Raw genomic sequence first — 25601 nt, forward strand, 5'->3', positions numbered from 1 at the left:
TCTGCATATGCCCAGAGGTGTTATTTATGCAATAGAATCAGAAGCTTATATACGGCTTAGCAAATGGTCGCAGTCTTGTGCCGCAATTGCCGCACCGCAATGGCGCCGACTCCCGCCCTCAGCTCCATCCGCCGCCATAGGGACGATAGAAGACATGCAGGCCGATCCGGGCCTTGCGTTCCATGGTTCGCGCCCAGCGCGGACGGACATAAACCGCGTGATAATGCGTCGCAGAACCGACCGACTTGAGCCAGATCTTGCCGGCAGACACCGCCATGGCGATGTCCTGCGCCGTCTCCCAGTGGCGCGGCGAGCGCACCCGGTCGCGCTTGCCGTCGCACGCGAAGGAAAACTGGCACCGGTTGCGCCAGTTGTCATTCTGGTAGACGACGCCGCAGATCGTGTCCGGGAATGCCGGATTGCGGACGCGGTTGAGAATCACCTGCGCCACGGCCGCCTGGCCTTCCAGCTTTTCGCCGCGGGCCTCGAAATAGACGCCTTCGGCAAGGCATTTCTGCTCGCGGGCGGAAAAGACCTCGGCGGGCAGTGGTGTCTGCGCCCAAGCGTGATCGCCCTTTTCAAAAGGCGGGATGAAGCGGCCCTGATCTTCCGGTTCCGGTTCCTTCAGCAGGCTGCGAAAGGGCGACTGGCTGACGAAATCGGGCTCGGACGGCGCATAGGCGGTGGCCAGCACATCGGCCTTCTTGTTGGTGACCAGCCTGGCGAGCATCACCGGCACTTGGGAATCACCGGTCTCGTCGCGGCGCTGGTGGAACTCGGTCGCGATCTCGATTTCCTTGCCGCCGATCCTCGGCTTGGCGAAGGCCATCAGCGTGTTCTCGTCGGTGGCCGGATGCAGGATGAAACTCTGTTGTTCGAGAACCCTGCCGGCCGAGAAGTCCTTCGGCGGGGCGACCGGCGCGACCGAAACGATGCGGCCGGTCTTCTCGGCGCGATTGATGCGCTGCTCGTCGGGGGTTGCCGCGGCTTCCGATTTCGCCGGCGTCAGGACGACGCGGCCGATATTCGGCGCATCGATGCCGCTGGAGGCGATCGACCCGGTCACGGTGGGATCGACATTGTAAACGAGTTCGGCCTTCTGGATCGATCCGGCGGCGGAGCCGACCAGGTAGGTCTGCCAGCGGCTTTGCTGCGCGTCGGCGCCGGTCAGCAGGCTGGCGATATCCTGCATGGCGACCGTGGTCGGATTGGAGAGGAGGAATGCGGCTGCCAGAACAGCGGGACCGGACAACCGGGCCGCAACGCGGCGGGCGGCGTTAAATTTCACAATACGCACTCATGCACTCCGCTACATACGCAACGCTACTCGACAACTCGAAGCACAATGATCGATTAACCTTGATAGCGGGTTAATGACCGCAACGCGGCGGGCGGAATCGGAACAATCGAGAGCGGGTCCCGTTCAGCGCTTTTTCTTCGCCCGGCCGGCGAACGGGTTGTCGCTGGTGCGCGTGAGCATGCGTATCGGCACGCCGGGCAGGTCGAAATCCTGGCGCAGTGTGTTGGTCAGATAACGCAGATAGGACTCCGGCATCGCGTCGGGGCGCGAGCATGACAGCACGAAGGCCGGCGGGCGCATCTTGACCTGCGTAATGTATTTCAGTTTCAGCCGGCGGCCGGCGACGGCCGGCGGCGGATGGTGCTGAACGACGCCGTCGAGCCAGCGGTTGAGGCGGCCTGTAGAGATGCGACGGTTCCAGACCTCGTGGGTGTGGAGGATCTCCTGCATCAGCGTGTCGAGGCCGGCCCCGGTCTGGCCGGAAATCGGCACCGCGCGAATGCCGCGTACCTGCGGCAGCAGCCGCTCGGTCTTTTCGCGCAGATCGGCGAGCGCCTGCTGGCGATCCTCGATCATGTCCCACTTGTTGAAGGCGATGACCGGCGCCCTGCCCTCGCGTGCGATCAGGTCGACGATCTGCAGATCCTGCTTCTCGAACGGGATCTGCGCGTCGAGAACGATCACGACGACTTCGGCGAAGCGGATGGCGCGCAGCGCATCGCCGACGGACAGTTTCTCAAGCTTTTCCTGGACGCGCGACTTGCGGCGCAGGCCCGCGGTATCGAAGAGCCTGATCTTGCGGCCCTTCCATTCCCAGTCGACGGAAATGGAGTCGCGGGTGATGCCGGCCTCGGGGCCGGTCAGCAACCGGTCCTGGCCAATCAGCTTGTTGATCAGGGTCGACTTGCCGGCATTGGGCCGGCCGACGATGGCGATGCGCAAAGGCTTGGTCGCATCGTAGGCGGGAATGTCGTCGTCCGTCTCGTCAGTGACATCCTCGCCGGCGAGATCGCCGAATTCCGCATCCGCCTGGTCTTCCTCCTCCTCGGCCAGCGCCCTCTCCTCGCCGATCGCCTCGACGACCGCGTCGCGCAGGTCCGGCAGGCCGAGGCCGTGTTCGGCGGAGATGCCGACCGGCTCGCCAAGGCCGAGGGCATAGGCATCGTAAAGACCTGCCTCCGCGCCGCGGGCCTCGGCCTTGTTGGCAACGAGGATGACCGGCTTGCCTGACTTGCGCAGGATTTCGGCGAAGGTGTTGTCGTCCGGCGTCAGGCCGGTCTTGGCGTCGATGACGAAGAGGACGACATCTGCTTCCTCGATGGCGCGCAACGTCTGGGCCCGCATGCGGCCCGGCAGCGTGTCGGCATGGCCGACCTCGAGGCCCGCCGTGTCGATCACGTCGAAGGCAAGGTCGTAAAGCTTTGCGGGATGCAGGCGGCGGTCACGCGTCACGCCCGGCGTGTCGTCGACAAGCGCGAGCTTGCGTCCGGCCAGCCGGTTGAACAGCGTCGACTTGCCGACATTCGGCCGCCCGACAATGGCGACGGTGAAGCTCACCCTGTCTGGACCTCGCCCGTGGCCTTGATCAGATCAAGCATGATCGAGGCGCGCTGCTGGGCGTTACGGGGCGCGACCGGATCGTCGGCGATCTGCTGGAACAGCGTCCTGGCATCGCCGAGGCGGCCGTCCTTCCAGGCGGCAAGGCCGAGGGCCTCGCGCGCGGCATGGCGCAGCGGATTTTCGTCGGATGACAGCGCCTCGGCACGTTCGGCGACGTCGGTCGCGCTGCCGGTATCGACGAGGATATAGGCGGCGCGGATATTCGCCATGTCGCGTACGGCCTGGGGCGCCGAGGTGTCGGCGGCCACGGCATCGAAAGCGGCGACGGCACCGGCGGCATCACCCTTGTCCTGCAGCACGGTCGCCGCGCGCATGCGGGCGAGCACCGGATAGGCGCCATAGCCGTCGGCCTCGAGCTTCTGCAACGCGGCCAGTGCCTCGTCGCTCTTGCCCTCGTTGGCGAGGTTGAGCGCGGCAAGGAACCGGTCGCCCGAGGCATTCGCCCGGCTCTCGGTATAATATTCGTAGCCGGTCCAGGCCGCCGTCGCGATCACGACGATGACGGCGGCGGCGATGATGTAGGTGCCGAAGCGGTCCCAGAAGCCCTTCAGGCGGTCGGAACGGAGTTCCTCCTCGACCTCGCGGATAAAGCTGTCGTCAGACATGTATCGATGCCGTTTCTGTCTTACTTGTGATGTGCGCTTTTACGGGTTTTGGCGGCAAAAGAAAGGGGCGATACCGCAACGAGGTTTCAACCGATCGGCGACACGCCGATCAGCCAGGCATGCAGCTGCATGATGAACCACGCCGTCAGCGCGGTTCCGACCGTCACCGCGATGAAGTCGTTGCGGACCGACACCTTCGCGAATTCCGGGTTGCCGCGCCGTTTCACCGCGATCCGGTTCCAGACCGCCCAGGCGAGAAACGCCAGGAACAGGATCAGCGATGCGAGATCGCCGTTGGCGAGGAGATGCGCGAAGGCCCAGATCTTCACCGCAAGCACCATCGGATGCTTGACCGCCTTCTTAATGTAGCCGGCGGGAATCTGCGAGGCGACCAGCAGAATGAAGGAGAACAACATCAGCAGCATCGCGATGTGCCGGGTCCAGACCGGCGGCTCGTAGATGATGGCCGCGTCCGGCCGGGCCTGGCCGTAGCCCCAGATCAGCAGGACCAGACCGGCCAGCGAAATGAGCGAATAGAGACCCTTCCAGGCTCCCTCGCCGAGCCGGGCGATCATCCGATCGCGAAAGCCGGGCGCGAGCATACGCACGCTGTGAACGCCGAGAAACACCACCAGTCCCGCCACGAGCCAAATCATGAACTGCGTCTCCCTTGTTGCGCCAGCCGCAAATGAATAGCGTGACTGTATGACAGCCGATCTGGAAAAGGCCAAGCAGCGCCTCGCAGAAAAACGCGCCGAAATCGAGGCCCACTCGGCGATGAGCGCGGATGCGCGCTCGACCGTCGAGCTCGACCAGGTTGCCGTCGGCCGGCTGTCACGCATGGACGCGATGCAGCAGCAGGCCGTGGCCGAGGCGGCGGAGCGTGCGCGCCAGCGCGACCTGGTGCGCATCGAGATGGCCGAGCGCCGGATCGCGACCGGCGATTACGGCACTTGCGACGCGTGCGGAGAGGAAATCCCCGACGGGCGGCTCGCCATCGACCCGATGGCGACGCGCTGCGTCAAATGCGCCGACTGACCGCCAGAGACGTTCATCGTTTCACGTAATTGCCCTAGATCCCCGATCCGACAGGCTGGGTCGCCTCGCCGTCGTCCGGTGCGCCATGGATCTCCAGCCATTCGCGGTCGATATCCGGCAAATCGCCGCCACCGATCGCCGATTCGAAGGCTTTCAGGCGCTTGTAGATCGACAGTAGCTCGACGATCGTCGTCCACGAATTGACGAGATACTGGAACGAGCCGGACACCTGTCCGAAGGCGGTCAGAACCTGCTGCATTATGCCGAAGGTGAACCCGACCGTGCCGGCGGCGACGATGGTCGGGATCAGCAGGAAATAGGCGAAAATGTTGTCCGCCTGCAGGTAGAGCGAGCGGAAGACGTTGAAGTACATGTAGTGGAAATAGAGCCGGAAATAATTGTGGCGAACGTGGCTGAACAGTTCGCGCATCGTCATCGGCTTCGCGCGGTCGTAATCGTCCTCGCCATAGACCAGCTCCTTGCGGTAGGCGGCCTCGACGCGCTGGTTGCGGAACTCCAGCCCCGGCAGCTTAATCCCGACCACCGCAAGCAGCACCGTGCCGAACAGCGACCAGAAGATCGCCGCCGTGAACAGCGGCGCCGGAATTGCGCCGATGATGGGCAGGTCCTGGACGTAGCTCGACAGCGACCAGAGCAGCGGCAGGAAGGCGATCAGGGTCATGACGGAGTCGATCAGCGAGACGCCGAGGCCCTCCATGATGCCGGCGAAACGCATCGTGTCTTCCTGGACGCGCTGGGACGCGCCCTCAATGTGACGCAGATTGGTCCAGCGATCCATGTAGTAGTCGTTCATCGCGGTGCGCCAGCGGAAGATCCAGTGACTGATCAGAAAGCGCGTGGCGACGAAAACGAAGATCGCCATGAAGGCGATCGACGAAAACACCCAGATCAGATGGTAGAGTTGGCCCGCGGTAACGGTGGAATCCTTCTCGAACGCCTGCTGGACGAGATCGAAGAACGGCCGCCGCCAGTTGTTGAGGGCCACCGAGATCTGGACGCCGAAATAGGTGGTAAACAGGATGACCGCCGAGCCGATGATCGACCAGACCTGCCAGCGATGCGGCGACCAGGTGAACCAGAAACCCGCGAACAGCGCGACGGCGGCGGTGTAATAGAGATAGAGCCAGCGGAAGGACGGCGACCAGAAGTAATGGATGCCGACGATTTTCTCGTCCTCCGGCGTCGCCACGCCCAGACCGATGTGCTGGCCCCATTGGTGTGCGCCGGAATACCACAACGCCATCACCACCGCCGTCCAGAGGATGACGGAGGTGAAAAACAGTCTCGGTTTGGGGAAGAACGACTGAAACACGGCGCAATATCCTTAACGTGTCCGAATCCGGTTGGGCCGGAAATTAAACCAATCGGCGCGAAAAGCCATGCGCCAAGGGTCACACTCCATCACGTCACGGTGTGGCGGGAAAATGGCGCATAGGAAATTGCGCCCGGGAGACATCCCGGACGAAGGCGCCGCTTCCCCGCGGTAGAGAATGAAGAGGGTTTTGCGTATTGCCGGGCGCCACCGGCCACAGCCCATTCAGGCGGCACTGGCGTTGCGGACGGCCCCTTTCCGCATGGCGGCGTAATATTCCTGCTTGCGGGCATACATGAGAAGATCGGCGCGGCGGATCACCGATTCCATGCCCTCGCCCGCCTCGCTGACGGCGGCGCCCATCGCGATTTCGATCGGCGCGTCGGAATAGAACTGGTTGTTGATCTTCAGCAGCTTCTCAATGTTCTCCGTCATCACGGCGACCTCCATCCAGTCGCAGCCCGGCATGAGGACGGCGAACTCGTCGCCACCGATCCTGGCGGCGCAGTTCGGCGCGGCAACGGCTTCGTTGAGGACCTCGCCCAGCCGGCGCAGCATACTGTCGCCGGCCTCGTGTCCGAGGCTGTCATTGGTTTCCTTCAGCCCGTTCAGATCGATGATGATGGCAGCCACCGGCCTGAGCGGTTTCCTCTCGAGCCGGTTCAGTTCATCCGTGTAGAAGGCGCGGTTGTGCAGCCGCGTCAGGACGTCGTGCTTGCCGAGATATTCCAGATAGGCTTCCGCCTTCTTGCGCGCGGTGATGTCTGTCAGCGCCACCTGGACGAGAGACCAATCGGCCTCATGGCCGGGAAAGACGGAAAACTGCAACAGGACATGGCGCTCGGTGCCGTCGAGAGCGTAGTTCACCACCTCCCGGCTGTGGAGCAGATTGCCGTTCCACAGTTCGATAAGCTGCTCGCGGAAGTGCTTCTCCATGTCATCGCGGAAGATCTCCTGCTGACGCTGCAGCAGGGTATGGCGATCGGGCGCACGGAACAGGTCCAGCGTCGCATTGTTGACCCTGACGACGCGGATCTCGCTCATGCACTGGCGCACGAATTCGGGATGGACGTCGGTGAAGACGCGGAAATCGGTGATCCCTCTTTCCCGGATCCCCTCCAGAAGCATCTTGATCGCGCTGAAATCCTCGACCCAGAGCGACACGGGGGAATGCTCGAAAATCCCTTCCGCGTATCGACGCTGTTCTTCCTCGCGGCGGCGCGCCGCCTCGCGATCGGTCACGTCCTCCGTCGTCAGGAGGAGCCGGTCCATCGTCTCCTCGTGGCCGGGCATGACCGAGCCGCGCAACTGGATGTCGAGACGGCGGCCGGTCAGTGTGTAATTGACGGCGTTGCTGGAAAACTCGCGCTTGCCATCCCAAAGCTGTGCCAGTTCCTCGATATGGGTGGTCAGCATGTCGTCGCGGAAAACCGAGCCGAGATTGGCGACCAGGTGTTCGTGGTTATCCGCCTCGAAGAGTTCAAGCGTCCTGCGGTTGACCTGCAGCACGCGGATTGCGCCGGAGCAGGCGGCGACGCGGGATACGTCTTCCTTCAGCCAGGCGCGGAGATCCTCGACACCCTCGGCGCGCCAGCGATCGAACATCGCTTTCACGCCGCTAAAATCTTCGATCCACATGGCGACAGGAGCGAGCTCAAAAACTTGCTCTTCACGAAAAGCGGTGTTCACGTCCTAATCTCGCATTGACTGATCGTTGCAATCATGGCGGGAAAAGGTATCCAAGCCTTTAAGCCAACGACACCGGCGAACCCGAACGTATGCGATATCTCGTCGCTATTCCCACTCGATCGTGCCGGGCGGCTTCGAGGTCACGTCGTAGACGACGCGGTTGATGCCGCGGACCTCGTTGATGATACGGGTGGCGGTGTTGCCGAGAAAACTCATGTCGTAGTGGTAGAAATCGGCGGTCATGCCGTCGACCGAGGTGACCGCGCGCAGGGCGCAGACGAATTCATAGGTGCGGTAATCGCCCATCACGCCGACCGTCTGCACCGGCAGCAGGACCGCGAAGGCCTGCCAGATGTGGTCATAGAGGCCGGCGTAGCGGATTTCCTCAAGATAGATCGCGTCGGCCTCCTGCAGGATGCGAACCTTCTCGCGGGTGACGCCGCCGGGGCAGCGGATGGCAAGGCCCGGCCCCGGAAAGGGATGGCGGCCGATGAAATGTTCGGGCAGGCCCAGTTCGCGGCCAAGGATTCGCACTTCGTCCTTGAACAATTCGCGCAGGGGCTCGACCAGTTGCATTTTCATGCGCTCGGGCAGGCCGCCGACATTGTGGTGGCTCTTGATCGTCACCGACGGGCCGCCGGAGAAGGAAACGCTCTCGATCACGTCGGGATAGAGCGTGCCTTGGGCGAGGAAATCGGCGCCGCCGATCTTCTTCGCCTCGGCCTCGAAGACGTCGATGAATAACTTGCCGATGGTCTTGCGCTTGACCTCGGGGTCGCTGACGCCCTCGAGCGCATCGAGAAACAGATCGGACGCGTCCACATGGACCAGCGGGATGTGATAATGCTCGCGGAACATGGCGACGACCTCGGCCGCCTCGTTCTTTCGCATCAGTCCGTGGTCGACGAGGATGCAGGTCAGCTGGTCGCCGATCGCCTCGTGAATCAGCACGGCGGCAACCGAGGAATCGACCCCGCCCGAAAGCCCGCAAATCACCTTCTTGTCGCCGACCTGCTCGCGGATCGCGGCGATCGCCTGGTCCTTGTAGGCGGCCATCGTCCAGTCGCCCTTGAGACCGACGATGCGGTGGACGAAGTTGGACAGGAGCTTGGCGCCGTCGGGCGTGTGGACGACCTCGGGGTGGAACATGGTCGTGTAATATTTGCGGCTTTCGTCGGCGGCGATGGCGAAGGGCGCGTTCGGCGACGTGCCGATGACCTCGAAGCCCTCGGGGAGTTCCGTGACGCGGTCGCCGTGGCTCATCCACACCGGGTATTTTCCGCCGACGGGCCAGAAGCCCTCGAAGAGCGGGCTGTCCTTCAGGATCTCGACATCGGCGCGGCCGAACTCGCGGTGGTGGCCGCCCTCGACCTTACCGCCGAGCTGGTGGCAGAGCGTCTGTTGGCCATAGCAGATGGCGAGGATCGGCACGCCGGAATCGATGACGATCTGCGGCGCGCGCGGGCTGCCCTCGTCGGGCACGGATGCCGGTCCGCCGGAAAAGATGACCGCCTTCGGTTTCAGGCGTTTGAAGCCCTCTTCGGCGGACTGGAAGGGAACGATTTCGGAATAGACGCCGGCTTCGCGGATGCGGCGCGCAATCAGCTGCGTCACCTGGCTGCCGAAGTCGATGATGAGGACTGTGTCGGGATGGGTTGTCAGGTCGTGAGCGCTCATGTCGAGCGTTTATGACGATGCGGCCGCGGATGCAATTGCCCGCGCTTTCCGCTCACCGATTATTTTGCACCGCACACGCTCGCACCGGCGGTCAGATTTCGAACGCCGTCGTCCCGGTTTCGCGCACGGCGTATCGCTTGGAGATTCTGTCGACAGGATGTCCATTCCTCAGCGGTACGGACTTGTCGATGTTCCAGGTAACGAAGCCCAGACGGTCATAATATGCGAGCCCGCCGGCATTGTCGGCGCGGATGGTCGCATTGATCGCGACAAGACCGTATTTCCCGGCGAGCTCCACCGTCCCGGAAAACAGCGCCTTGCCGACGCCCAGGGCGCGGGAATCTGCGCGGGCGAAGGTGGCGATATCGCCCCAGTCGTCCGGCAGCTTCTCGTGAAAGGCGAGCATCTGGAAGCCAAGGATTTCACCGCCCTGCTCCTCTGCGACAAGACAGGAGATGTGTATCTGCGATCTGAAGAAGTAATCGGCGAAACCGGTTGCGGTGAAGGGCGTCTCGAAGGCCGTGGTGCCGCCGGCGAGAATGATCGCGTTGAGCAGGTCGCACATGGGTGGCACATCCTCGGGCCGCGCGGGCTTGATCGTAACAACTGTCTTGCCGCTCATTCGAACGTGCCACCTTCCAGGGCCGCTTCGACGCGATCCACCGCATCGGCGAGCTTCTCGTCGATCACGTGCAGATATTGCGTCCAGTCGTCGTAGTGATGCAGGTCAGCCGCGCCGTCGGAGACACCGCGCAAGCCGATCAGCGGCACGTCGAAAGCCATGCAGGCGCGCAGGATCGCGAAGGTCTCCATGTCGACCATGTCGGCATCGACGGCGTCATAAGCCGCGCCCGAGACGATGTTGGCGCCGGTCGACAGCCGGACCGCCGGCAGGCCCTCGACGCGGAGCGGCAGGTCGACCTCCGCGGGCAGATCGAGAAACGGCGTGCGCCCCTTCTCGAAGCCGAGCGGGGATGCGTCCATGTCGCGGTAGGAGACGGAGGCGATCTGGAAGACTTCGGCCTGTTCGAGCGTGCGCGACCCGGCGGAGCCGAGCGAAACGACGACATCGGGCTTTCCCGCCGCGAGCGTCCGCGCCACGTTGACGCCGGCCTCGACCGGGCCGACGCCGCACATCAGCGGGGTGAAGCGGGACTTGAGATGCGGCCCGTATTCGGCGTCGACCGCCATGACATAGAGCACCTTCGAGCTTCCGACGGTTTTCATCGCTATCCCTTCACGTCGTCGCGATCATGGATCGCCATCATCGTGGCCGTCATGGTGGCGATGCGCTTTTCGTTGCCGCCCGCGGTCGCATAGGCCGTGCCGTCGACGACCGTGATGGTGCGGCCCGACTTGACCACATTGCCCTCGAAACGGAACCGCTCGCCTTTGGCGGGCGCGAGCAGGTTGATCTTGAACTCGATCGTCAGGATTCCGGCCTCCGGCGGCATCGTCGTAAGCGCCGCGAAACCGCAGGCCGAATCGAGCGCCGCCGAAACCACGCCGCCATGCAGGAAACCGTGCTGCTGCGTCAGCTTGCGGTCGTAGGGAAGATGGATTTCGGCATGGCCCTCGCGGACCGTTTCGAGTGTTGCGCCAAAGGTTTCCATGGCGGGTTGCCGGGCGAAGCTGTCGCGCGTCCGACGTTCGAATTCTTGCATCAGTTGAGCCACCAGATCGAGAGGTTGAGCAGGCCGGCAAATGCCACCCAGGCCGCATAGGGCAGGAAGGAAATAGCGCTGATGCGGTCGCGATTCCAAGTCAAACGGATGAAGAGGACGATCAGGGCCAGCATGGCGGCAAGCACGACGAGCGCCAAACCGGGAAGCCGCATGCCGAAAAAGACCGGCGTCCAGATGAAATTGAAGGCGAGCTGGCCGAACCAGACCTGCATCGCAAGACCGGCCGGATTGCGGCACCAGATGCGCCAGCCGGCATAGGCGATCAACAGATAGAGCACGCTCCAGACCGGGCCGAACAGCCAGTCCGGCGGGTTGAAGGGCGGCTTGGCGAGCCCGGCATACCATTCACCGGGCAGAAAGCTCGTCCCGATGAGCGTGCCGCCGCCGAAAACGAAGATGACGAAAAAGACCAGCGCGGGCCATTTCCATGGTGACGGTTGGTTGCGATCGGTCGGCATGGGGTTCTCCTATCAGTTTTTCAACGGAGATACGCGCGGGAGCCGAAGAGGTTCCCCCGCCGCGTCACCCCGCCCGCTGCATCACCGCGAAGAAGAAGCCGTCCGTCCCCGTCGCGCGCGGCGTCAGCGTGATGCACTTCAGGTCGGCCGACCATGGCTGCGGCTTGTCGAACCCGAACAGATCCTGCCAGACCTCACCCGCCGACAGCAATTCGTAATCATCGTGCCGGTCGCCGAAAGCGTAGACCTGGTATTCGTTTTCCTGGGGAAATACGGAACAGGTCACGTAGACCAGAAAGCCGCCGGGCTTCACAAAGCGGCAAGCCTTGTCGAGCACCTCGGCCTGCTCCTCGATGCGCTTTTCGAGCGCGGCGGGCTGCAGCCGCCACTTGGCGTCGGGATTGCGCCGCCAGGTACCAGAGCCCGTGCAAGGCGCGTCGACGAGGACGCGGTCCATCCTGGCCTCCAGCGCCGAGAGATCGGCATCGGCGGCATGGACTTGTACATTGCGCGTGCCGGCGCGCTTCAACCGGTCGAAAATCGGCGCGAGGCGCGTCTTGTCGGCGTCCCAGGCATGGACCTGCCCCTTGTTTTCGAGCGCCGCGGAGAGCGCCAGCGTCTTGCCGCCGCCGCCGGCGCAGTAATCGAGGACCTGTTCGCCCGGCTGCGGATAGACGAGATCGGCGACGATCTGACTGCCCTCGTCCTGGATCTCGAACCAGCCCTTCTGGAAAGCCGGTTCGGCCTGGACGTTGGGCATGCGCGACGCGCCCTTGCCCGGCGCGATGCGCAGGCCCTGGCGGGCGATGACGGTCGGTTTTGCACCGGTCCTGGCAAGCTGCTTGAGAACCTTGTCGCGATCCGCCTTCAGCGTGTTGACGCGGAGATCGAGCGGCGCGCGCTCCGACAGGGCAGCGGCCTCGACGACCCATTCGTCGTCGAAATTCTCCTCGAAATAATCGGCGCACCAGTCGGGGATGTCGGCCTCGACATGCGGCTTGGCGAATGCGAAGTCGCGCTTCGCCGCGGCTTCCAGCATATCTGCGGGGATTTCGGGCGCGAACTTGTCGTCGGCGAAAGCCTCGCGCATCTGGTCGAGCGAGACGTTCCATTGTCGCCACAGCGTGCCGAAGGCGAGCGCGGCGGCGGCGGCGTCATCCATCAGGTGGGCGGTCGAGAGCTTCTTGCGCAACGCGTCGTGGACGAGATTGCCGATCGCCGCGCGGTCGCCCGAGCCGGCGAAGCGATGCGACAGGCCCCAATCCTTCAGCGCATCGGCGGCCGGCCGCCGTCTCGTCTCGATATCCTGCAGCACTTCGATAGCTGCGCTGACCCGTCCGCCAAGGCGCATGTCGTTCACATTCCGGTCTTTTTCGCTTCGTTGGCGGTGATGTAGCGGGGCGCGGAGGAAAATGCCATCGGCTTGCCGTCGCGATGCCCGAAAAACCTGCCGTTTGATCCTGATCAAACCGAAGCGGATAGAGGGTTGATATATACCAAAAAAGGAATGTATAATTCCTCACTTCCGGCAATGCCGGGTGCGTTCCTCCTGGAAGGATGCCGCCAGCCTCCTCCAAATCTCCTCCTGCGGGCTGGAGGCACTTCCACGAAAAAAGCCGGGGCAGCGATGCCCCGGCTTTATGTTTTCAACCGTTCCGGTTGCGATCAGGCAATATCGAAGCGGTCCGCGTCCATCACCTTGGTCCAGGCCGCAACGAAGTCATTGACGAACTTTCCGGCGTTGTCGTCCTGGGCGTAGACTTCGGCATAGGCCCTAAGGACCGAGTTGGAACCGAACACCAAATCGATGCGGGTCGCCGTCCACTTCACCGCGCCGCTCTTGCGGTCGCGGATCTCGTAGATGCCGCCATCGACCGGATTCCAGGTGTTGGCCATGTCGGTCAGGTTGACGAAGAAGTCGGTCGTCAGCGCGCCTTCGCGATCGGTGAAGACCCCGTGCTTGGCGCCTGCATAATTGGCGCCCATAGCTCGCATGCCGCCAACCAGAACGGTCATTTCGTTCGCGGTCAGGCCCATCAGCTGGGTCCGGTCGAGCATCAGTTCTTCCGGGCTGACGACATAGTCCTTCTTCAGCCAGTTGCGGTAGCCGTCGGCGAGCGGTTCCAGAACGTCGAAGCTTTCGGCGTCCGTCATCTCGTCGGTGGCATCGCCGCGGCCCGGCGCAAACGGCACGGCGACATCGAAGCCCGCGGCCTTGGCCGCCTGCTCGACGCCGACATTGCCGGCGAGCACGATCACGTCGGCGATGCTGGCGCCGGTCTCGGCCGCGATCGGCTCGAGAACGCCAAGCACCTTGGCCAGACGCTCCGGCTCGTTGCCTTCCCAATTCTTCTGCGGCGCGAGACGGATGCGGGCACCATTGGCGCCGCCGCGCATGTCCGATCCGCGATAGGTGCGGGCGCTGTCCCAGGCGGTGGCGACCATTTCGGCGAGGCTCAGGCCGCTGGCCGCGATCTTCGCCTTGACGGCGTCGACATCGTAGCCGGTGTTTCCCGCCGGGACCGGATCCTGCCAGATCAGGTCTTCGGCCGGCACGTCGGGGCCGATGTAGCGGGCCTTCGGGCCCATGTCGCGGTGGGTCAGCTTGAACCAGGCGCGGGCGAAGGTGTCCTTGAAATACTCCGGATCGGCCATGAACTTCTGGCAGATCGCGTTGTAGACCGGGTCCATCTTCATCGCCATGTCGGCATCGGTCATCATCGGATTGTGGCGCTTCGACGGGTCGGACGCGTCAAGAGGCTTGTCCTCTTCCTTGATGTCCACCGGCTCCCACTGGTTGGCGCCGGCCGGCGATTTCTTCAATTCCCACTCGTGGCCGAAGAGCATGTCGAAGAAGCCCATGTCGAACTCGGTCGGCTTCGAGGTCCAGGCGCCTTCCAGGCCCGACGTTACGGCGTTGGCGGCCTTGCCTCCCATGTTGGGATTTTCCCAGCCCATGCCCTGCATCTCGAGGCTTGCCGCTTCCGGATCGGGGCCCAGGGCTCCCGCATCGCCATTTCCATGCGTCTTGCCCACGGTGTGGCCGCCGGCAGTCAGGGCAACGGTTTCCTCGTCATTCATGGCCATGCGGGCGAAGGTCTCGCGCACCTGTGCCGCGGTCTTCAGCGGGTCGGACTTGCCGTTAACGCCTTCCGGATTGACGTAGATCAGGCCCATCTGCACGGCGGCGAGCGGGTTTTCCATCGTCGCCGGGTTTTCGACGTCTTCGTAGCGCTCGTCCGACGGAGCGAGCCATTCCTTCTCGGCGCCCCAGTAGGTGTCCTTTTCCGGGTGCCAGATGTCTTTGCGGCCGAAACCGAAACCGAAGGTCTTCAGACCCATGGAATCATAGGCGATGTTGCCGGCCAGAATGATCAGGTCCGCCCAGGAGATCTTGTTGCCGTATTTTTTCTTGATCGGCCAGAGCAGACGACGCGCCTTGTCGAGGCTGACATTGTCCGGCCAGGAGTTGAGCGGAGCGAAACGCTGGTTGCCGGTGCCGCCGCCGCCGCGCCCGTCGGCCAGGCGGTAGGAACCGGCCGCGTGCCACGCCATGCGGATCATCAGACCACCATAGTGACCCCAGTCGGCCGGCCACCATTCCTGGCTGTCGGTCATCAGATTGGTCAGGTCCTTCTTGAGCGCCTCGACGTCGAGATTCTTGAGCTCCTCACGATAGTCGAAGTCCTTGCCCATCGGATCGGTCTTCGTGTCGTGCTGATGCAGGATGTCAAGATTGAGGGCGTTCGGCCACCAATCCATGTTCGAGGTTCCGGTTTCCGTGATGGCGCCGTGCATCACCGGGCATTTTCCTGAATTGTCGACTTTTTGATCCATATCTTCCTCCTGTCGCGGTCTGAAATTTCTTGTGGCCGGAATGTTTATAAGGAAGGAAATGGGCCAGCTGCGTCATAATTACAAATTGTAATTTCCGATGTGAACGATAAGAAAAAGCTATGAAGTTGACCCTGAAGCAGATGCATTATTTCGACGCGCTGGCGCGCACGCTGCATTTCGGCAAGGCGGCCGCCTCGGTGAACATTTCCCAGCCGGCCCTGTCGGCGCAGATCATGGATATGGAGGCCAAGCTCGAGCGCAAGCTGGTGGAACGGCGGCACGGCAGAATCGTGCTGACGGAAGCCGGCCAGCGCCTGTTGCCGCATATCCGCCGCATCCTGCGCGACACGCAGGCGCTGGAGGAGATGATGCTGCAAAACCGCGGCCTGCTGGTCGGAAGCCTGCGCATCGGCATGATCCCGACGATCGCGCCTTATCTGCTGCCGCGGCTGATCCCGCATTTGCAGGCGCATTATCCCAAGCTGGAACTGAAGGTGCGCGAGGCGGTCACCGACACGCTGGTGCAGGAACTGCTCGACGGCTCGCTCGACGTCATCGTCGCCGCGGAACCGATCGACGATTCCGGCCTTTATACGGAACACCTGTTTCGCGACCGGTTCTTCATCGCCAGCGCCGCCGACGGCACCGACGTGCTGCACTCGCCGCTGAGCGAAGACCAGGTCGCGCTCGACAGGCTGCTGTTGCTCGACGAGGGCCATTGCCTGCGCGACCAGGCGCTTGCGGTCTGCGCGAAAGGCAAGGAACGGCGCCTGATCAATTTCGGCGCGACCTCGATGACGACGCTGTTGCAGATGGTCTCGCACGGCATGGGCATGACGCTCCTGCCGGAGATCGCGGTTCCGTCCGAAACCGAAAACCTGCGCGGGTTGGCGATCACGCCGTTCGCCGATCCGATGCCGCATCGCGACATCGCTCTGTTCTGGCGCAAATCGTCGAAGCGGCTCCCCGATTTCGGCGCGCTGGCGCAGTCGATCCAGGCGGTGGCCGGGGAGTTGCTGGCGTCGGCGGAACCGGACGCGGCCTAGCTTCCCGTCGTGATGATGTGGATGGCGAACCAGACCCACAGCACGATGACCGCCAGGAAACCGCCAATGAAGACGCGGCGGCGCAACTGCACGATGTTCGCGGTCAGATGCACCAGCGCGTGGACTATGCGCGAGGCGACGAAGAGCCAGGCGAAGACCAGCGCCGTCATGTCGACGCCGCCGGTCTGGTAGAAGGCGAGACAGACGACGTAGAACAGGACCGGCAGTTCGAACTGGTTGGAGACATTGCGCGCCGCCGACGCGCTCATTTCCGGATCGTTCGGGATCCTGAAGTCACGGCCGCGCGCCACGCCCGCCCTGACCGCCGCAATCCGGCGATTGCTCATGACGGCATAGGCGACGAGCGTCAGGACGACCTGGACGATCACAGGCCAGAAGATGACTGTCTGGTTCATGGGGAGTCCCGGTCCTGTCCGGCCGCGTCCTGGCCTACATGCCGCCCGGATAGTTCGGGCTCTCGCGGGTGATCGTGACGTCGTGGGCGTGGCTTTCGCGCTGGCCGGCGCCAGTGATGCGCACGAAGGTCGCCTTTTCATGGAAGTCCGGGAGCGTCTTCGATCCGGTATAGCCCATCGCGGCGCGCAGGCCGCCGGCAAGCTGGTGCAGCACCGCCGCGACCGGCCCCTTGTAGGGCACCTGCCCCTCGACGCCTTCCGGCACCAGCTTGAGCGCGTCGCGCACCTCGGCCTGGAAATAGCGGTCGGCGGAGCCGCGCGCCATCGCGCCGACGGAGCCCATGCCGCGATAGGCCTTGTAGGAGCGGCCCTGGTGCAGATAGACCTCGCCCGGGCTTTCGTCCGTGCCGGCCAGAAGCGAACCGATCATCGCGGCCTTGGCGCCAGCGGCGAGCGCCTTTGCGAGATCGCCGGAAAACTTGATGCCGCCATCGGCGATCACGGCGATGCCGTGCTTGTCGGCCTCTTCTGCCGCGGCCATGACCGCGGCAAGCTGCGGCACACCGACACCGGCGACAACGCGCGTGGTGCAGATCGAGCCCGGGCCGATGCCGACCTTGACCGAATCCGCGCCCGCATCGATCAGCGCCTTGGTGCCGTGCACGGTGGCGACATTGCCGGCAATGATGCGCACCGAATTCGACATCGATTTCACCTTGGTGACCGCGTCGAGCACGCGCTGCGAATGGCCGTGCGCGGTGTCGATGACGATGACGTCGACGCCGGCGTCGAGCAGCCGTTCGGCGCGTTCCTCTGCGTCCACGCCGACCGAGACGGCCGCGCCAGCGCGCAGGCGGCCCTGCGCGTCCTTGGCGGCGTCCGGATTGAGCTGCGACTTCTCCATGTCCTTGACGGTGATCAGGCCGACGCAATAGCCGCGGTCGTCGACGACGAGCAGCTTTTCGATGCGGTGCTGGTGGAGCAAGCGCTTCGCCTCGTCCTGATCGACGTTCTCGCGCACGGTCACGAGGCCCTCGCGCGTCATCAGCTCATAGACCTTCTGGCCGGGATCGGAGGCGAAGCGGACGTCGCGGTTGGTCAGGATGCCGACGAGCCGGCCCGGCTTCTGGCTGCCGAGCCCGGCATTCTCGACCACCGGAATGCCGGAGATGCGGTGCGCCTTCATCAGCGCCAGCGCGTCGGCGAGCGTCGCGTCCGGGCCGATGGTGACCGGATTGACGACCATGCCGGATTCGAACTTCTTGACCTGGCGGACTTCCTCGGCTTGGGCGGCCGGGTTGAGGTTGCGGTGGATGATGCCGAGACCGCCGGCCTGCGCCATGGCGATGGCCAGGCTCGATTCCGTCACGGTGTCCATCGCCGAGGAGATGATCGGCAGGGACAGTTCGATGTCGCGGGCGATCACGGTGCGTATATCGGTCTCGCCGGGCATGACCTCGGAATGGCCGGGCTGCAGCAGCACGTCGTCGAAGGTGAGCGCGTCCGCGCCGGTGATCGTCTGGATGATGGTCGCCATCGCTATTCGTTCCGTATGATGGGTGAGCCGGGAGGGACTCGACGTTGCGTTGGCAGTGGCTGGTACCACGCTTGTTGCGGTTGCGAAAGCCTTGAGGAGACGATTGACACCGCAATAAATAACTATAAAACTAGAAATATGGTTATATCAGACGATTTCCCCATCGAGGAAGCGGCGCAGGGCTTCGCGGCCATGGGTTCTGAAGCACGACTGCAGGTGTTGCAGACGCTGGTGAAGGCCGGACGCGGCGGATTGACGGTCGGCGACATCCAGGCGCGATCGGGCATGCCCGCCTCGACGCTTGCCCATCACCTGCGTTTCCTCGCCTCGGCTGGTCTGATCGAACAGGAAAAGGACGGGCGCTCGGTGATCTCGCGCGCCACCTATGATCGGCTGGAAGCGCTCGCCTCCTTCATCCTGAAGGAATGCTGCGCCGACGAATCCGAGGGAGAATGCCAATGAGCGATGCCATCCCCGCCCCGATACGCGGCCGTTTTGCTTGGAAAGACCGCATGGCCTCGCCGTGGACGATTACGATCGCGGCTCCCCTTCTCGTCGCGCTGCTCGATCCGGGCCATTTCGCCACGATCGTCGCCATCGCCGTGAAAGCCTTCGCCGGGACCCTGCCCTATATCGCCATCGCCGTGCTGCTGATCGCGTGGCTGAAGGCGGCGGGCGCCGAAAGCGTAGTCGCCAAGGCGTTCCAGGGCCGTGAGAAACGGATGATCCTGCTCGCCGCGCTGTTCGGCGGGCTGGCGCCGTTCTGTTCCTGCGAGGTGATTCCGTTCATCGCGGGCCTTCTTGCCGTCGGCGCGCCGCTGCCGGCCGTCATGGCCTTCTGGCTGTCGTCGCCGCTGATCGACCCGCCGACGCTGTTCATCACGGCCGGCGCGCTCGGCTGGAATTTCGCCATCGCCAAGGCTATCGCGGCGGTCGGGCTCGGCCTGTTCGGCGGGTTCGCGATGCGGGCGATGATCGCGGGCGGCCTGTTTAGCAATCCGTTGCGCGAACGCCGTGGCGGCGGATGCGGCTGCGGCCCGTCGCCCTTCAAGGGCACGCCCGTCTGGCGCTTCTGGCGCGAGGAGAACCGCACCGCCCTCTTCCGCGACGAGCTTGCGGCAAACGCGCTGTTCCTCGTCAAGTGGCTGGCGCTCGCCTATGTGCTCGAAGCGCTTCTCATCACCTATGTCCCCGCGTCGGTGATTGCCCATCTCGTCGGCGGCGACGGGATCGTGCCGATCGCGGTTGCCGCGCTCGTCGGCATGCCGGCCTATCTGAATTCCTATGTCGCGCCGCCACTGCTGGCCGGGCTCACCGACCAGGGCATGAGCAAGGGCGCGGCGATGGCGTTCATGATCGCGGGCGCCGTCAGTTCCGTTCCGGCGATGGCGGCGGTGTGGTCGCTGGTCGGACGTGGGGTCTTCGCGGCCTATCTGGGGTTCGGCCTTGCCGGCGCGATCCTCGCCGGTCTGCTGTTCCAACTCGTTGCATGAGGGCGTCACAATGATGGTTTCCGACATCACGACCGTGACGGTCACGGTCATGCCGGATGCGGCGGGATATGGCGCGCTGCTGGCGCCAGTCGGGATCGCGACGCCCTACCAGTCGCCACTGGAGTTTGCCGTATCCGGCGGCTCCCTCTCTCTCACCGGCGAAACGACAACCGGCCAGATGGCGGCGCTGATCGAGCTTGCAGGCGACGGCCCCGCGACGCTGACCTATCGTTTCGCAGAGATCTCCGGCCACTACCCCGAAGCCCTGTTCCGCCACCGCGACAATCGCTTCACGCGGGCGGCGCAGGATCTCGTGCGCGATGCGCGCCGCATCGCCGAGGAGGTCCCCGACGGCCATGCGGCCATCGCCGCGATCGTCAACGACACGGCGGAGAAATTCACCTATGGCCATCCGCCGACGAAATATTACGACGGAAAGGAAGAGATCCCGCATCTCGGCTGCGGCCTGACCGAAGGTTCCTGCGTCGACATCAACACCTACCTGATCGCGGCGCTTCGCTCTGCCGGTTTCGAGGCCGGATACGTCACCGGCTATTTCTTCCCGGCCGAGAAGAACGGCTGCTGCGAGGACATGCATTGCTGGGTCGTCACCCGCCACGCCGGCGCGGTGCTCGAATGGGACATCGCGCATCACCTGAAGATGGGGACGCGCGAGATCTGCTGCGGGCTGAACCCGAAACCGGGCAGCCGAGTCGCCGTCGCCCATTCCATGGGGCTCGATTTCCCGCAGGCGGGCGTCGCCGGTCTGAAGCTGATCGCCGAACCGGTGTGGCTAACCGGCGACGGCGGAACGGCGCGCGCGAAGCTGGACATCCGGATGCAAAAGGAAAAGCCCGGCGCAATGGCCGGGCTTTCGGGGGCCGGACTTTCCGGCGGCAACGCGATCCCGGTCACAGATCGAGCTGGTATGTCTCCGGGATGAAGCGGTAGCCCTCGCCCATCGCCTCGACAAATCCGACCGCCGGGAACGGCATGTGATAGCCGATGAAGGCCAACCGGTCGGTGGCGATCATGTCGAAGACACGTCTGCGGGAAGCAGCGGCGGCGGCCTTGTCGGTGTCGAACAAGACCTCCCAGTCCGGACGCTGCAGCGACAGGACGAAATGGTTCGCCGTGTCGGCGGTGATCATCGCGGTCTTGCCGCCGGATTCGACCGTGAAAACCATGTGGCCGGGCGTGTGGCCGAAGGCAGCCATGCCGGTAATACCCGAAGCAACGCTGTCGCCATCGCCAATGAAGGTCATCTTTTCGGCTAGCGGAACGACCTTCGCCTCGACCATGGCATGACCGCGCTCGGCGGGTGTGCCCATCCGGTCGTCGCTCGACCAGAAATCATACTCGGTCCTGCCGGCCACATAGGCGGCATTCGGATAGGCCGGCGCGTCGCCTTCCATCAGGCCGCCGATATGGTCCGGGTGCATGTGGGTGATGACGACATGGGTGACCTGGTCGGGCATGTATCCGGACGCCTGCAGATTGGCGAGCGTCTGGCCGACACCACCCTCGCGCCCGCCTTCGCCATTGCCGGTATCGAACAGGATCAGCTCGTTGCCGGTATTGATCAGCGTCGGCGCGAAGGTGAACTGCATCTGGTCGACGGGCAGGTAATTCTCCGTCAGCAACGCCTCGACCTCGTCTTTCGAGACATTGGTGCCGAATATCTTCCGCGGATCGGGAACATTGCGATGCCCGTCGGACAGTACCGTGACCTCGAAATCGCCGAGCGAAAACCGCTTGAAGGCGGCCGGCATGGTCATCGCCATGGGCACCTCGGCCTGGGCCGCGCGGGTCATGATCATCGGCGCGGTCAGCGCCGCGGCGCCCGACAGTTTGAAAAGCGAACGTCTGGAAAGCTGCATCTATTCTTTCTCCCTCGTGGTTTTGACAGGCAGGAAATGGCGTAGCGTCACGTTCCGGCAATGGCGTTCACGGCAAATGTGATTGACGCTCCGTCAACCGGGACGAAACCGTATCCAAGGGCGGAAAGTATCCGCGCGGCGCTTGCCATCGGCGTCGGCTGCGCCATAACACGCTGGACAACCCTCGCCGGAAACCCGCCCGTTGAATCGCACCGTTCCCCTCGTCCTCGCCGTCGCGCTTTTCATGGAACAGATGGATTCCACCGTGATCGCGACCGCGCTGCCGGCGATCGCCACCGATATCGGCACCAACCCGATCGCACTGAAGCTGGCACTGACGGCCTATCTCGTCGCGCTGGCGATCTTCATCCCGATTTCCGGCTGGATGGCCGACCGGTTCGGCGCGCGCCGGGTCTTCGCCATCGCCATCGCGGTGTTCATGACCGGATCGATCGCCTGCGCGATGTCCGGCTCGCTGTTCCAGTTCGTGGTTTCGCGTTTCCTGCAGGGCATGGGCGGGGCGATGATGACACCGGTCGGCCGGCTGGTGCTGGTGCGCTCGACGGAGAAGTCGGACCTCGTCAACGCCATGGCCTGGTTGACAATCCCGGCTCTGATCGGGCCGCTGGCCGGACCGCCGGTCGGCGGTTTCCTGACGACCTTCCTGTCCTGGCACTGGATCTTCCTGGTCAACATCCCGATCGGGACGGCCGGAATCATCTTCGCGCTGACGCTCCTGCCGGCTGGCGAAACGCCGCCCGCAAAACGCGTCGACTGGACCGGTTTCGTGCTCGCCGGCGCCGCGGCGGCGGGCGTCGTCTTCGGCCTGTCGGTGATCAGTCTGCCGGCCCTGCCGCCGGTCTGGGGCGTCATCGCCACGCTGGGCGGCGTGTCAGCGTTCCTGGCCTATCTGCATCACGCCGGCCGCACGCCCAATCCGCTGCTCGATCCGAAACTGTTCCGCAACCGGACTTTCCGCTGGACGCTGGTCGGGATGAACCTGTTCCGCATCGGGGCCGGCGCGGTGCCGTTCCTCCTGCCGCTGATGCTGCAGCTAGGCTTCGGCCTGACGCCGTTTCAGTCGGGCATGATCACCTTCGTTTCCGCCGGCGGCGCCATCGTGATGAAATTCACCGTCAAGCGCATCCTGCGCGCCGGCGGTTTCCGCATGGTGCTGATCGGCGCGGCCGGCGGCGCATCGCTGTCGATTGCCGTCAACGGGCTGTTCACGCCGACAACGCCGGTCGTCCTGATCATGGTCACACTGTTTGCCAGCGGGCTGGTGCGCTCGCTCTTCTTCACATCGGCCAACGCGCTGACCTTCGCGGAAATCGACGACAGGAATGCGGCGCCGGCGACCGCGATCACCTCGGCGATGCAACAGGTCGCGATCGCTGTCGGCGTGGCTCTGGCGGGCGGCATCCTCGAAATCGTCAGCAGTCTCAATGGCGGCGTGCTGACCGTGTCCGCCTTCCATCTCGCCTTCTTCGTGATCGCGGCGATAACGGCGTTCGCGATCGTTCCGTTCCTCGCCCTGCCGCCGAACGCGGGCGAAGCCGTGTCGGGGCATGCGATCAGCCAGGCCGGCGGGCGGGCCGCATCACCCGTGCGCCGGTGAATCCTCGTCCCCGCTGTGGCCTTTGAAGTCCTTGGCGACAATATAAAGTTCGACCGACTCCGAACGTGAGGAGGGCGGCTTAATGTGGATGACGCTCTTGAAGTTGCGTTTCAGGAGATCGAGCAGGTCCTTTTCCGTGCCACCCTGGAAGGTCTTGGCGAGGAAATGCCCGCCAGGCTTGAGAACGCGGACGGCGAAATCGGCGGCGACCTCGATAAGATGCATGGTGCGCAAATGATCGGTCTGGCGGTGGCCGATGGTCGGCGCCGCCATGTCGGAGACGACGACGTCAGGCTTGCCGCCGAGCGCCTCGATCAGCTTTTGTGGCGCGTCGTCGTCGAGAAAATCCATCTGCAGGACCTCGACGCCCGGCATCGGGTCCATCTCCAGATAGTCGATCGCCGCGATGCGCTTGTCCTCGTTGGTCGAGCCGACACGCACGGCCGCGACCTGGCACCAGCCGCCGGGCGCCGCGCCGAGGTCGATCACCCGGTCGCCCTTCTTCAGGATATGGTGCTTGTCGTCGATCTCGATCAGCTTGTAGGCGGCGCGCGAGCGCATGCCCTCGGCCTTGGCGCGCTGGACATAGGGATCGTTGATCTGGCGCTCGATCCAGCGCCGGGACGAGTTCTTCAGTCCCCTGCCCTTCTTGACGCGCTGGTTGAGCGAACGCCCGCCCCGTCCGGACAGCGCGCCGCCGCGCGGCGGTTTCTTTGCCGTCATGATCCGTTCCTTTGCGGCCGGTTGCGCCACGGATTGGCGCCGCGCTGCCACGCGCCGTCGGCGGCCATCATCTCGGTCAGGATGCCCTCGCGCAAGCCGCGGTCGGCGACGCGCAACCGTTGCGACGGCCAGACCCGGCGGATCGCCTCGAGGATCGCGCATCCGGCCATGACGAGGTCGGCCCGGTCGGCGCCGATGCAGGGATTGGCGACGCGCTCGTCGAAGGACCAGGACAACAGCCGCGCATTCATGGCATCGACCTCGGCCGACGTCATCCAAAGCCCGTCGACGCGGCGGCGATCGTAACGCGGCAGGTCGAGATGGATGCCGGCGAGCGTCGTCACCGTGCCGGAGGTACCGAGCAGGTGGAAGCCTTCATTGCCGACGCGGTCGGCAAGCCGGTCGCGGTCCTCGAAACGGTGCAGCAGATCGGTTGCGAAATCGGTCATGTCGGCGAAGACCTGCTCGCTGACATCGCGGCCGTCGAACTTCTCCGACAGGGTGACGACGCCGACCTGGAGCGACGTCCAGGCGACGATGTGGTCAGCGAGACGCCGCGAGCGACGATCCTTGACGTCGACCAGCGCGATCTCGGACGACCCGCCGCCAATATCGAACAGGACGACGGAATCGGTGTCGCGGCCGACCAGCGACGAGCAGCCGCTGACCGCCAGCCGCGCCTCGGTCTCGCGGTCGACGATCTCCAGCTTCAGCCCGGTCTCCTCGCGCACGCGCTGGAGAAATTCTTCGCCGTTCTCTGCCGCCCGGCAGGCTTCCGTCGCGATCAGCCGCATGCGCCGGATCGGCCGCGCGCCCAGCTTGTCGCGGCACACCTTCAGCGCCTCGACGGCGCGGTCCATTGCCGCGTCGGACAGACGGCCAGTGCGCGACAGGCCCTCGCCGAGCCGCACGATGCGCGAGAACGCGTCAACGACGCGGAACTGGCCGGGCCGTGTCGGCGCCGCGACCAGCAGGCGGCAATTGTTGGTGCCGAGATCGAGCGCGGCATAGAGATCGGCCGGGCGTGGCGCGTAGGCGCGCCGGGGCGGGGCCGCGGGCTGCGGCGCGGGCGACTCCGGCCTTCGGACGGACTGCTGGCCGGTCTCGCCGCCCGGCTGTGGCGGTACGGCGACATGGGCATGCGGTTTCTTGCGGCCGCGGCGGCGCTTGCGGCGCGGCGGCGCGGATGCATCGGCTTTCTTCGCAGTATCGTCGGATTTTTCGCGCGCGACGGCGTTCACCGGCGCGTTCTCGGCCGGTTTCTGCCCGCCCCTGCGGCGTCGGCGGCGCTTGCGCCCCTTCTTTTCCTTGTGGTGATCGAGCCTTCCGTCCTGCGCCGCGCCGGCGGGATCGCTCGCGATCCCTTCCCCATTGCGCTGCTTCGCAGCATGATCCGGCGTCCCGTTGACGGATTTCTCCGCTTCGCCGGATCTGCCGGCCGGTCGCGAGCCCTGCGGATCGAAACCGGATTCGGAAGGCGCAGATCGGGATGCGACGGCATCCGACCCGGTGTCCTTCACGGCCGTTCCCTTCTTGCACCGCGCTGCCCGAAAAGGCGCTGCAGGCGCATCTCATATGGTGTTGGAAAAACCGTATCAGCACATCGCGCAATTACCAAGTGCATTTGTCGCGGATTGGGATTTGCA

General features: G+C 64.3%; 24 protein-coding genes. 6 read left to right on the forward strand and 18 right to left on the reverse strand.

The annotated features are described in order from the left end of the window. Positions 1 to 118: 118 nt before the first annotated feature. From IG169_RS10960 to IG169_RS10975, 4 genes are all read right to left on the reverse strand, one after another. Positions 119 to 1297, reverse strand: a complete 1179-nt coding sequence (locus IG169_RS10960; RefSeq protein ID WP_343225638.1) for a cell wall hydrolase — start codon at positions 1295 to 1297, stop codon at positions 119 to 121. A 126-nt stretch (positions 1298 to 1423) separates the two neighbouring features. After that, entirely contained in the window at positions 1424 to 2857 is a 1434-nt protein-coding gene (der, locus tag IG169_RS10965; RefSeq protein WP_193176254.1) for a ribosome biogenesis GTPase Der, read from the reverse strand. After that, positions 2854 to 3525 carry a tetratricopeptide repeat protein gene (locus IG169_RS10970; protein ID WP_193176255.1) on the reverse strand — a complete coding sequence of 224 codons (672 nt, stop codon included), beginning with the start codon at positions 3523 to 3525 and terminating at the stop codon, positions 2854 to 2856. Before IG169_RS10970 ends, der begins: the two co-directional genes overlap by 4 nt. Positions 3526 to 3611: 86 nt before the next feature. Next, the gene (locus IG169_RS10975; protein WP_193176256.1) at positions 3612 to 4181 is read right to left on the reverse strand and encodes an NnrU family protein; all 570 of its coding nucleotides are present in this window, start codon (positions 4179 to 4181) and stop codon (positions 3612 to 3614) included. Between the two features lie 49 nt (positions 4182 to 4230). Between IG169_RS10975 and IG169_RS10980 the strand changes: the two genes are divergently transcribed. Next, positions 4231 to 4563: a TraR/DksA family transcriptional regulator gene (locus IG169_RS10980; RefSeq protein ID WP_193176257.1), complete on the forward strand. Its 333-nt coding sequence runs from the start codon at positions 4231 to 4233 to the stop codon at positions 4561 to 4563. A 34-nt stretch (positions 4564 to 4597) separates the two neighbouring features. On the opposite strand, the gene sbmA is transcribed toward IG169_RS10980, so the two are convergent. The 9 genes from sbmA to katG form a co-directional block, all read right to left on the reverse strand. Next, positions 4598 to 5896, reverse strand: a complete 1299-nt coding sequence (sbmA, locus tag IG169_RS10985; RefSeq protein ID WP_193176258.1) for a peptide antibiotic transporter SbmA — start codon at positions 5894 to 5896, stop codon at positions 4598 to 4600. Between the two features lie 225 nt (positions 5897 to 6121). After that, the gene (locus IG169_RS10990; RefSeq protein WP_193176285.1) at positions 6122 to 7534 is read right to left on the reverse strand and encodes a sensor domain-containing diguanylate cyclase; all 1413 of its coding nucleotides are present in this window, start codon (positions 7532 to 7534) and stop codon (positions 6122 to 6124) included. 156 nt (positions 7535 to 7690) lie between these two features. Next, complete coding sequence (guaA, locus tag IG169_RS10995; RefSeq protein ID WP_193176259.1) at positions 7691 to 9262, reverse strand: glutamine-hydrolyzing GMP synthase; 1572 nt, start codon at positions 9260 to 9262, stop codon at positions 7691 to 7693. A gap of 91 nt (positions 9263 to 9353) precedes the next feature. After that, positions 9354 to 9884, reverse strand: a complete 531-nt coding sequence (locus tag IG169_RS11000; RefSeq protein WP_210325965.1) for a GNAT family N-acetyltransferase — start codon at positions 9882 to 9884, stop codon at positions 9354 to 9356. Continuing rightward, positions 9881 to 10489 (reverse strand): 5'-methylthioadenosine/S-adenosylhomocysteine nucleosidase, encoded by a 609-nt coding sequence (locus tag IG169_RS11005; protein ID WP_193176260.1) that lies wholly within the window; start codon positions 10487 to 10489, stop codon positions 9881 to 9883. The genes IG169_RS11000 and IG169_RS11005 overlap by 4 nt, the downstream gene beginning before the upstream one ends. A 2-nt stretch (positions 10490 to 10491) precedes the next feature. Continuing rightward, positions 10492 to 10926 (reverse strand): PaaI family thioesterase, encoded by a 435-nt coding sequence (locus tag IG169_RS11010; RefSeq protein WP_193176261.1) that lies wholly within the window; start codon positions 10924 to 10926, stop codon positions 10492 to 10494. Then, positions 10926 to 11405, reverse strand: coding sequence for a TspO/MBR family protein (locus IG169_RS11015; RefSeq protein ID WP_193176262.1), 480 nt, complete (start codon positions 11403 to 11405; stop codon positions 10926 to 10928). The genes IG169_RS11010 and IG169_RS11015 overlap by 1 nt, the downstream gene beginning before the upstream one ends. A gap of 64 nt (positions 11406 to 11469) precedes the next feature. Further along, positions 11470 to 12756: an RsmB/NOP family class I SAM-dependent RNA methyltransferase gene (locus IG169_RS11020; protein WP_193176287.1), complete on the reverse strand. Its 1287-nt coding sequence runs from the start codon at positions 12754 to 12756 to the stop codon at positions 11470 to 11472. 314 nt (positions 12757 to 13070) lie between these two features. Continuing rightward, entirely contained in the window at positions 13071 to 15242 is a 2172-nt protein-coding gene (katG, locus tag IG169_RS11025; RefSeq protein ID WP_193176263.1) for a catalase/peroxidase HPI, read from the reverse strand. A 119-nt stretch (positions 15243 to 15361) separates the two neighbouring features. Here katG and IG169_RS11030 point away from each other — a divergent pair, with 119 nt between their 5' ends. Continuing rightward, the gene (locus IG169_RS11030) at positions 15362 to 16288 is read left to right on the forward strand and encodes a hydrogen peroxide-inducible genes activator (RefSeq protein ID WP_193176264.1); all 927 of its coding nucleotides are present in this window, start codon (positions 15362 to 15364) and stop codon (positions 16286 to 16288) included. On the opposite strand, the gene IG169_RS11035 is transcribed toward IG169_RS11030, so the two are convergent. Both IG169_RS11035 and guaB read right to left on the reverse strand, forming a co-directional pair. Continuing rightward, positions 16285 to 16704 carry an MAPEG family protein gene (locus IG169_RS11035; RefSeq protein ID WP_193176265.1) on the reverse strand — a complete coding sequence of 140 codons (420 nt, stop codon included), beginning with the start codon at positions 16702 to 16704 and terminating at the stop codon, positions 16285 to 16287. The two genes, IG169_RS11030 and IG169_RS11035, sit on opposite strands and share 4 nt — an antisense overlap. Before the next feature lie 34 nt (positions 16705 to 16738). Further along, complete coding sequence (guaB, locus tag IG169_RS11040) at positions 16739 to 18241, reverse strand: IMP dehydrogenase (RefSeq protein WP_193176266.1); 1503 nt, start codon at positions 18239 to 18241, stop codon at positions 16739 to 16741. 138 nt (positions 18242 to 18379) lie between these two features. Here guaB and IG169_RS11045 point away from each other — a divergent pair, with 138 nt between their 5' ends. The 3 genes from IG169_RS11045 to IG169_RS11055 are packed head-to-tail and all read left to right on the forward strand — an operon-like array spanning position 18380 to position 20677. Further along, positions 18380 to 18703, forward strand: coding sequence for an ArsR/SmtB family transcription factor (locus IG169_RS11045; protein WP_193176267.1), 324 nt, complete (start codon positions 18380 to 18382; stop codon positions 18701 to 18703). Then, on the forward strand, positions 18700 to 19734 hold the full coding sequence (locus tag IG169_RS11050) for a permease (RefSeq protein ID WP_193176268.1): 1035 nt from the start codon (positions 18700 to 18702) through the stop codon (positions 19732 to 19734). The genes IG169_RS11045 and IG169_RS11050 overlap by 4 nt, the downstream gene beginning before the upstream one ends. A gap of 10 nt (positions 19735 to 19744) precedes the next feature. Then, positions 19745 to 20677: a transglutaminase-like domain-containing protein gene (locus IG169_RS11055; RefSeq protein ID WP_210325966.1), complete on the forward strand. Its 933-nt coding sequence runs from the start codon at positions 19745 to 19747 to the stop codon at positions 20675 to 20677. On the opposite strand, the gene IG169_RS11060 is transcribed toward IG169_RS11055, so the two are convergent. Continuing rightward, the gene (locus IG169_RS11060) at positions 20646 to 21614 is read right to left on the reverse strand and encodes an MBL fold metallo-hydrolase (protein WP_193176269.1); all 969 of its coding nucleotides are present in this window, start codon (positions 21612 to 21614) and stop codon (positions 20646 to 20648) included. The genes IG169_RS11055 and IG169_RS11060 overlap by 32 nt on opposite strands. Positions 21615 to 21816: 202 nt before the next feature. Here IG169_RS11060 and IG169_RS11065 point away from each other — a divergent pair, with 202 nt between their 5' ends. After that, positions 21817 to 23232, forward strand: coding sequence for an MFS transporter (locus IG169_RS11065; RefSeq protein WP_193176270.1), 1416 nt, complete (start codon positions 21817 to 21819; stop codon positions 23230 to 23232). Here the strand turns inward: IG169_RS11065 and IG169_RS11070 are convergent. Both IG169_RS11070 and IG169_RS23865 read right to left on the reverse strand, forming a co-directional pair. After that, entirely contained in the window at positions 23215 to 23955 is a 741-nt protein-coding gene (locus IG169_RS11070; protein ID WP_193176271.1) for an RlmE family RNA methyltransferase, read from the reverse strand. The genes IG169_RS11065 and IG169_RS11070 overlap by 18 nt on opposite strands. Then, positions 23952 to 25475: a Ppx/GppA phosphatase family protein gene (locus IG169_RS23865; protein ID WP_193176272.1), complete on the reverse strand. Its 1524-nt coding sequence runs from the start codon at positions 25473 to 25475 to the stop codon at positions 23952 to 23954. The genes IG169_RS11070 and IG169_RS23865 overlap by 4 nt, the downstream gene beginning before the upstream one ends. Between the last annotated feature and the right edge of the window lie 126 nt (positions 25476 to 25601).

This window comes from Oricola nitratireducens (assembly GCF_014904745.1).
GTDB classification, from domain to species: Bacteria; Pseudomonadota; Alphaproteobacteria; order Rhizobiales; family Rhizobiaceae; genus Oricola; species Oricola nitratireducens.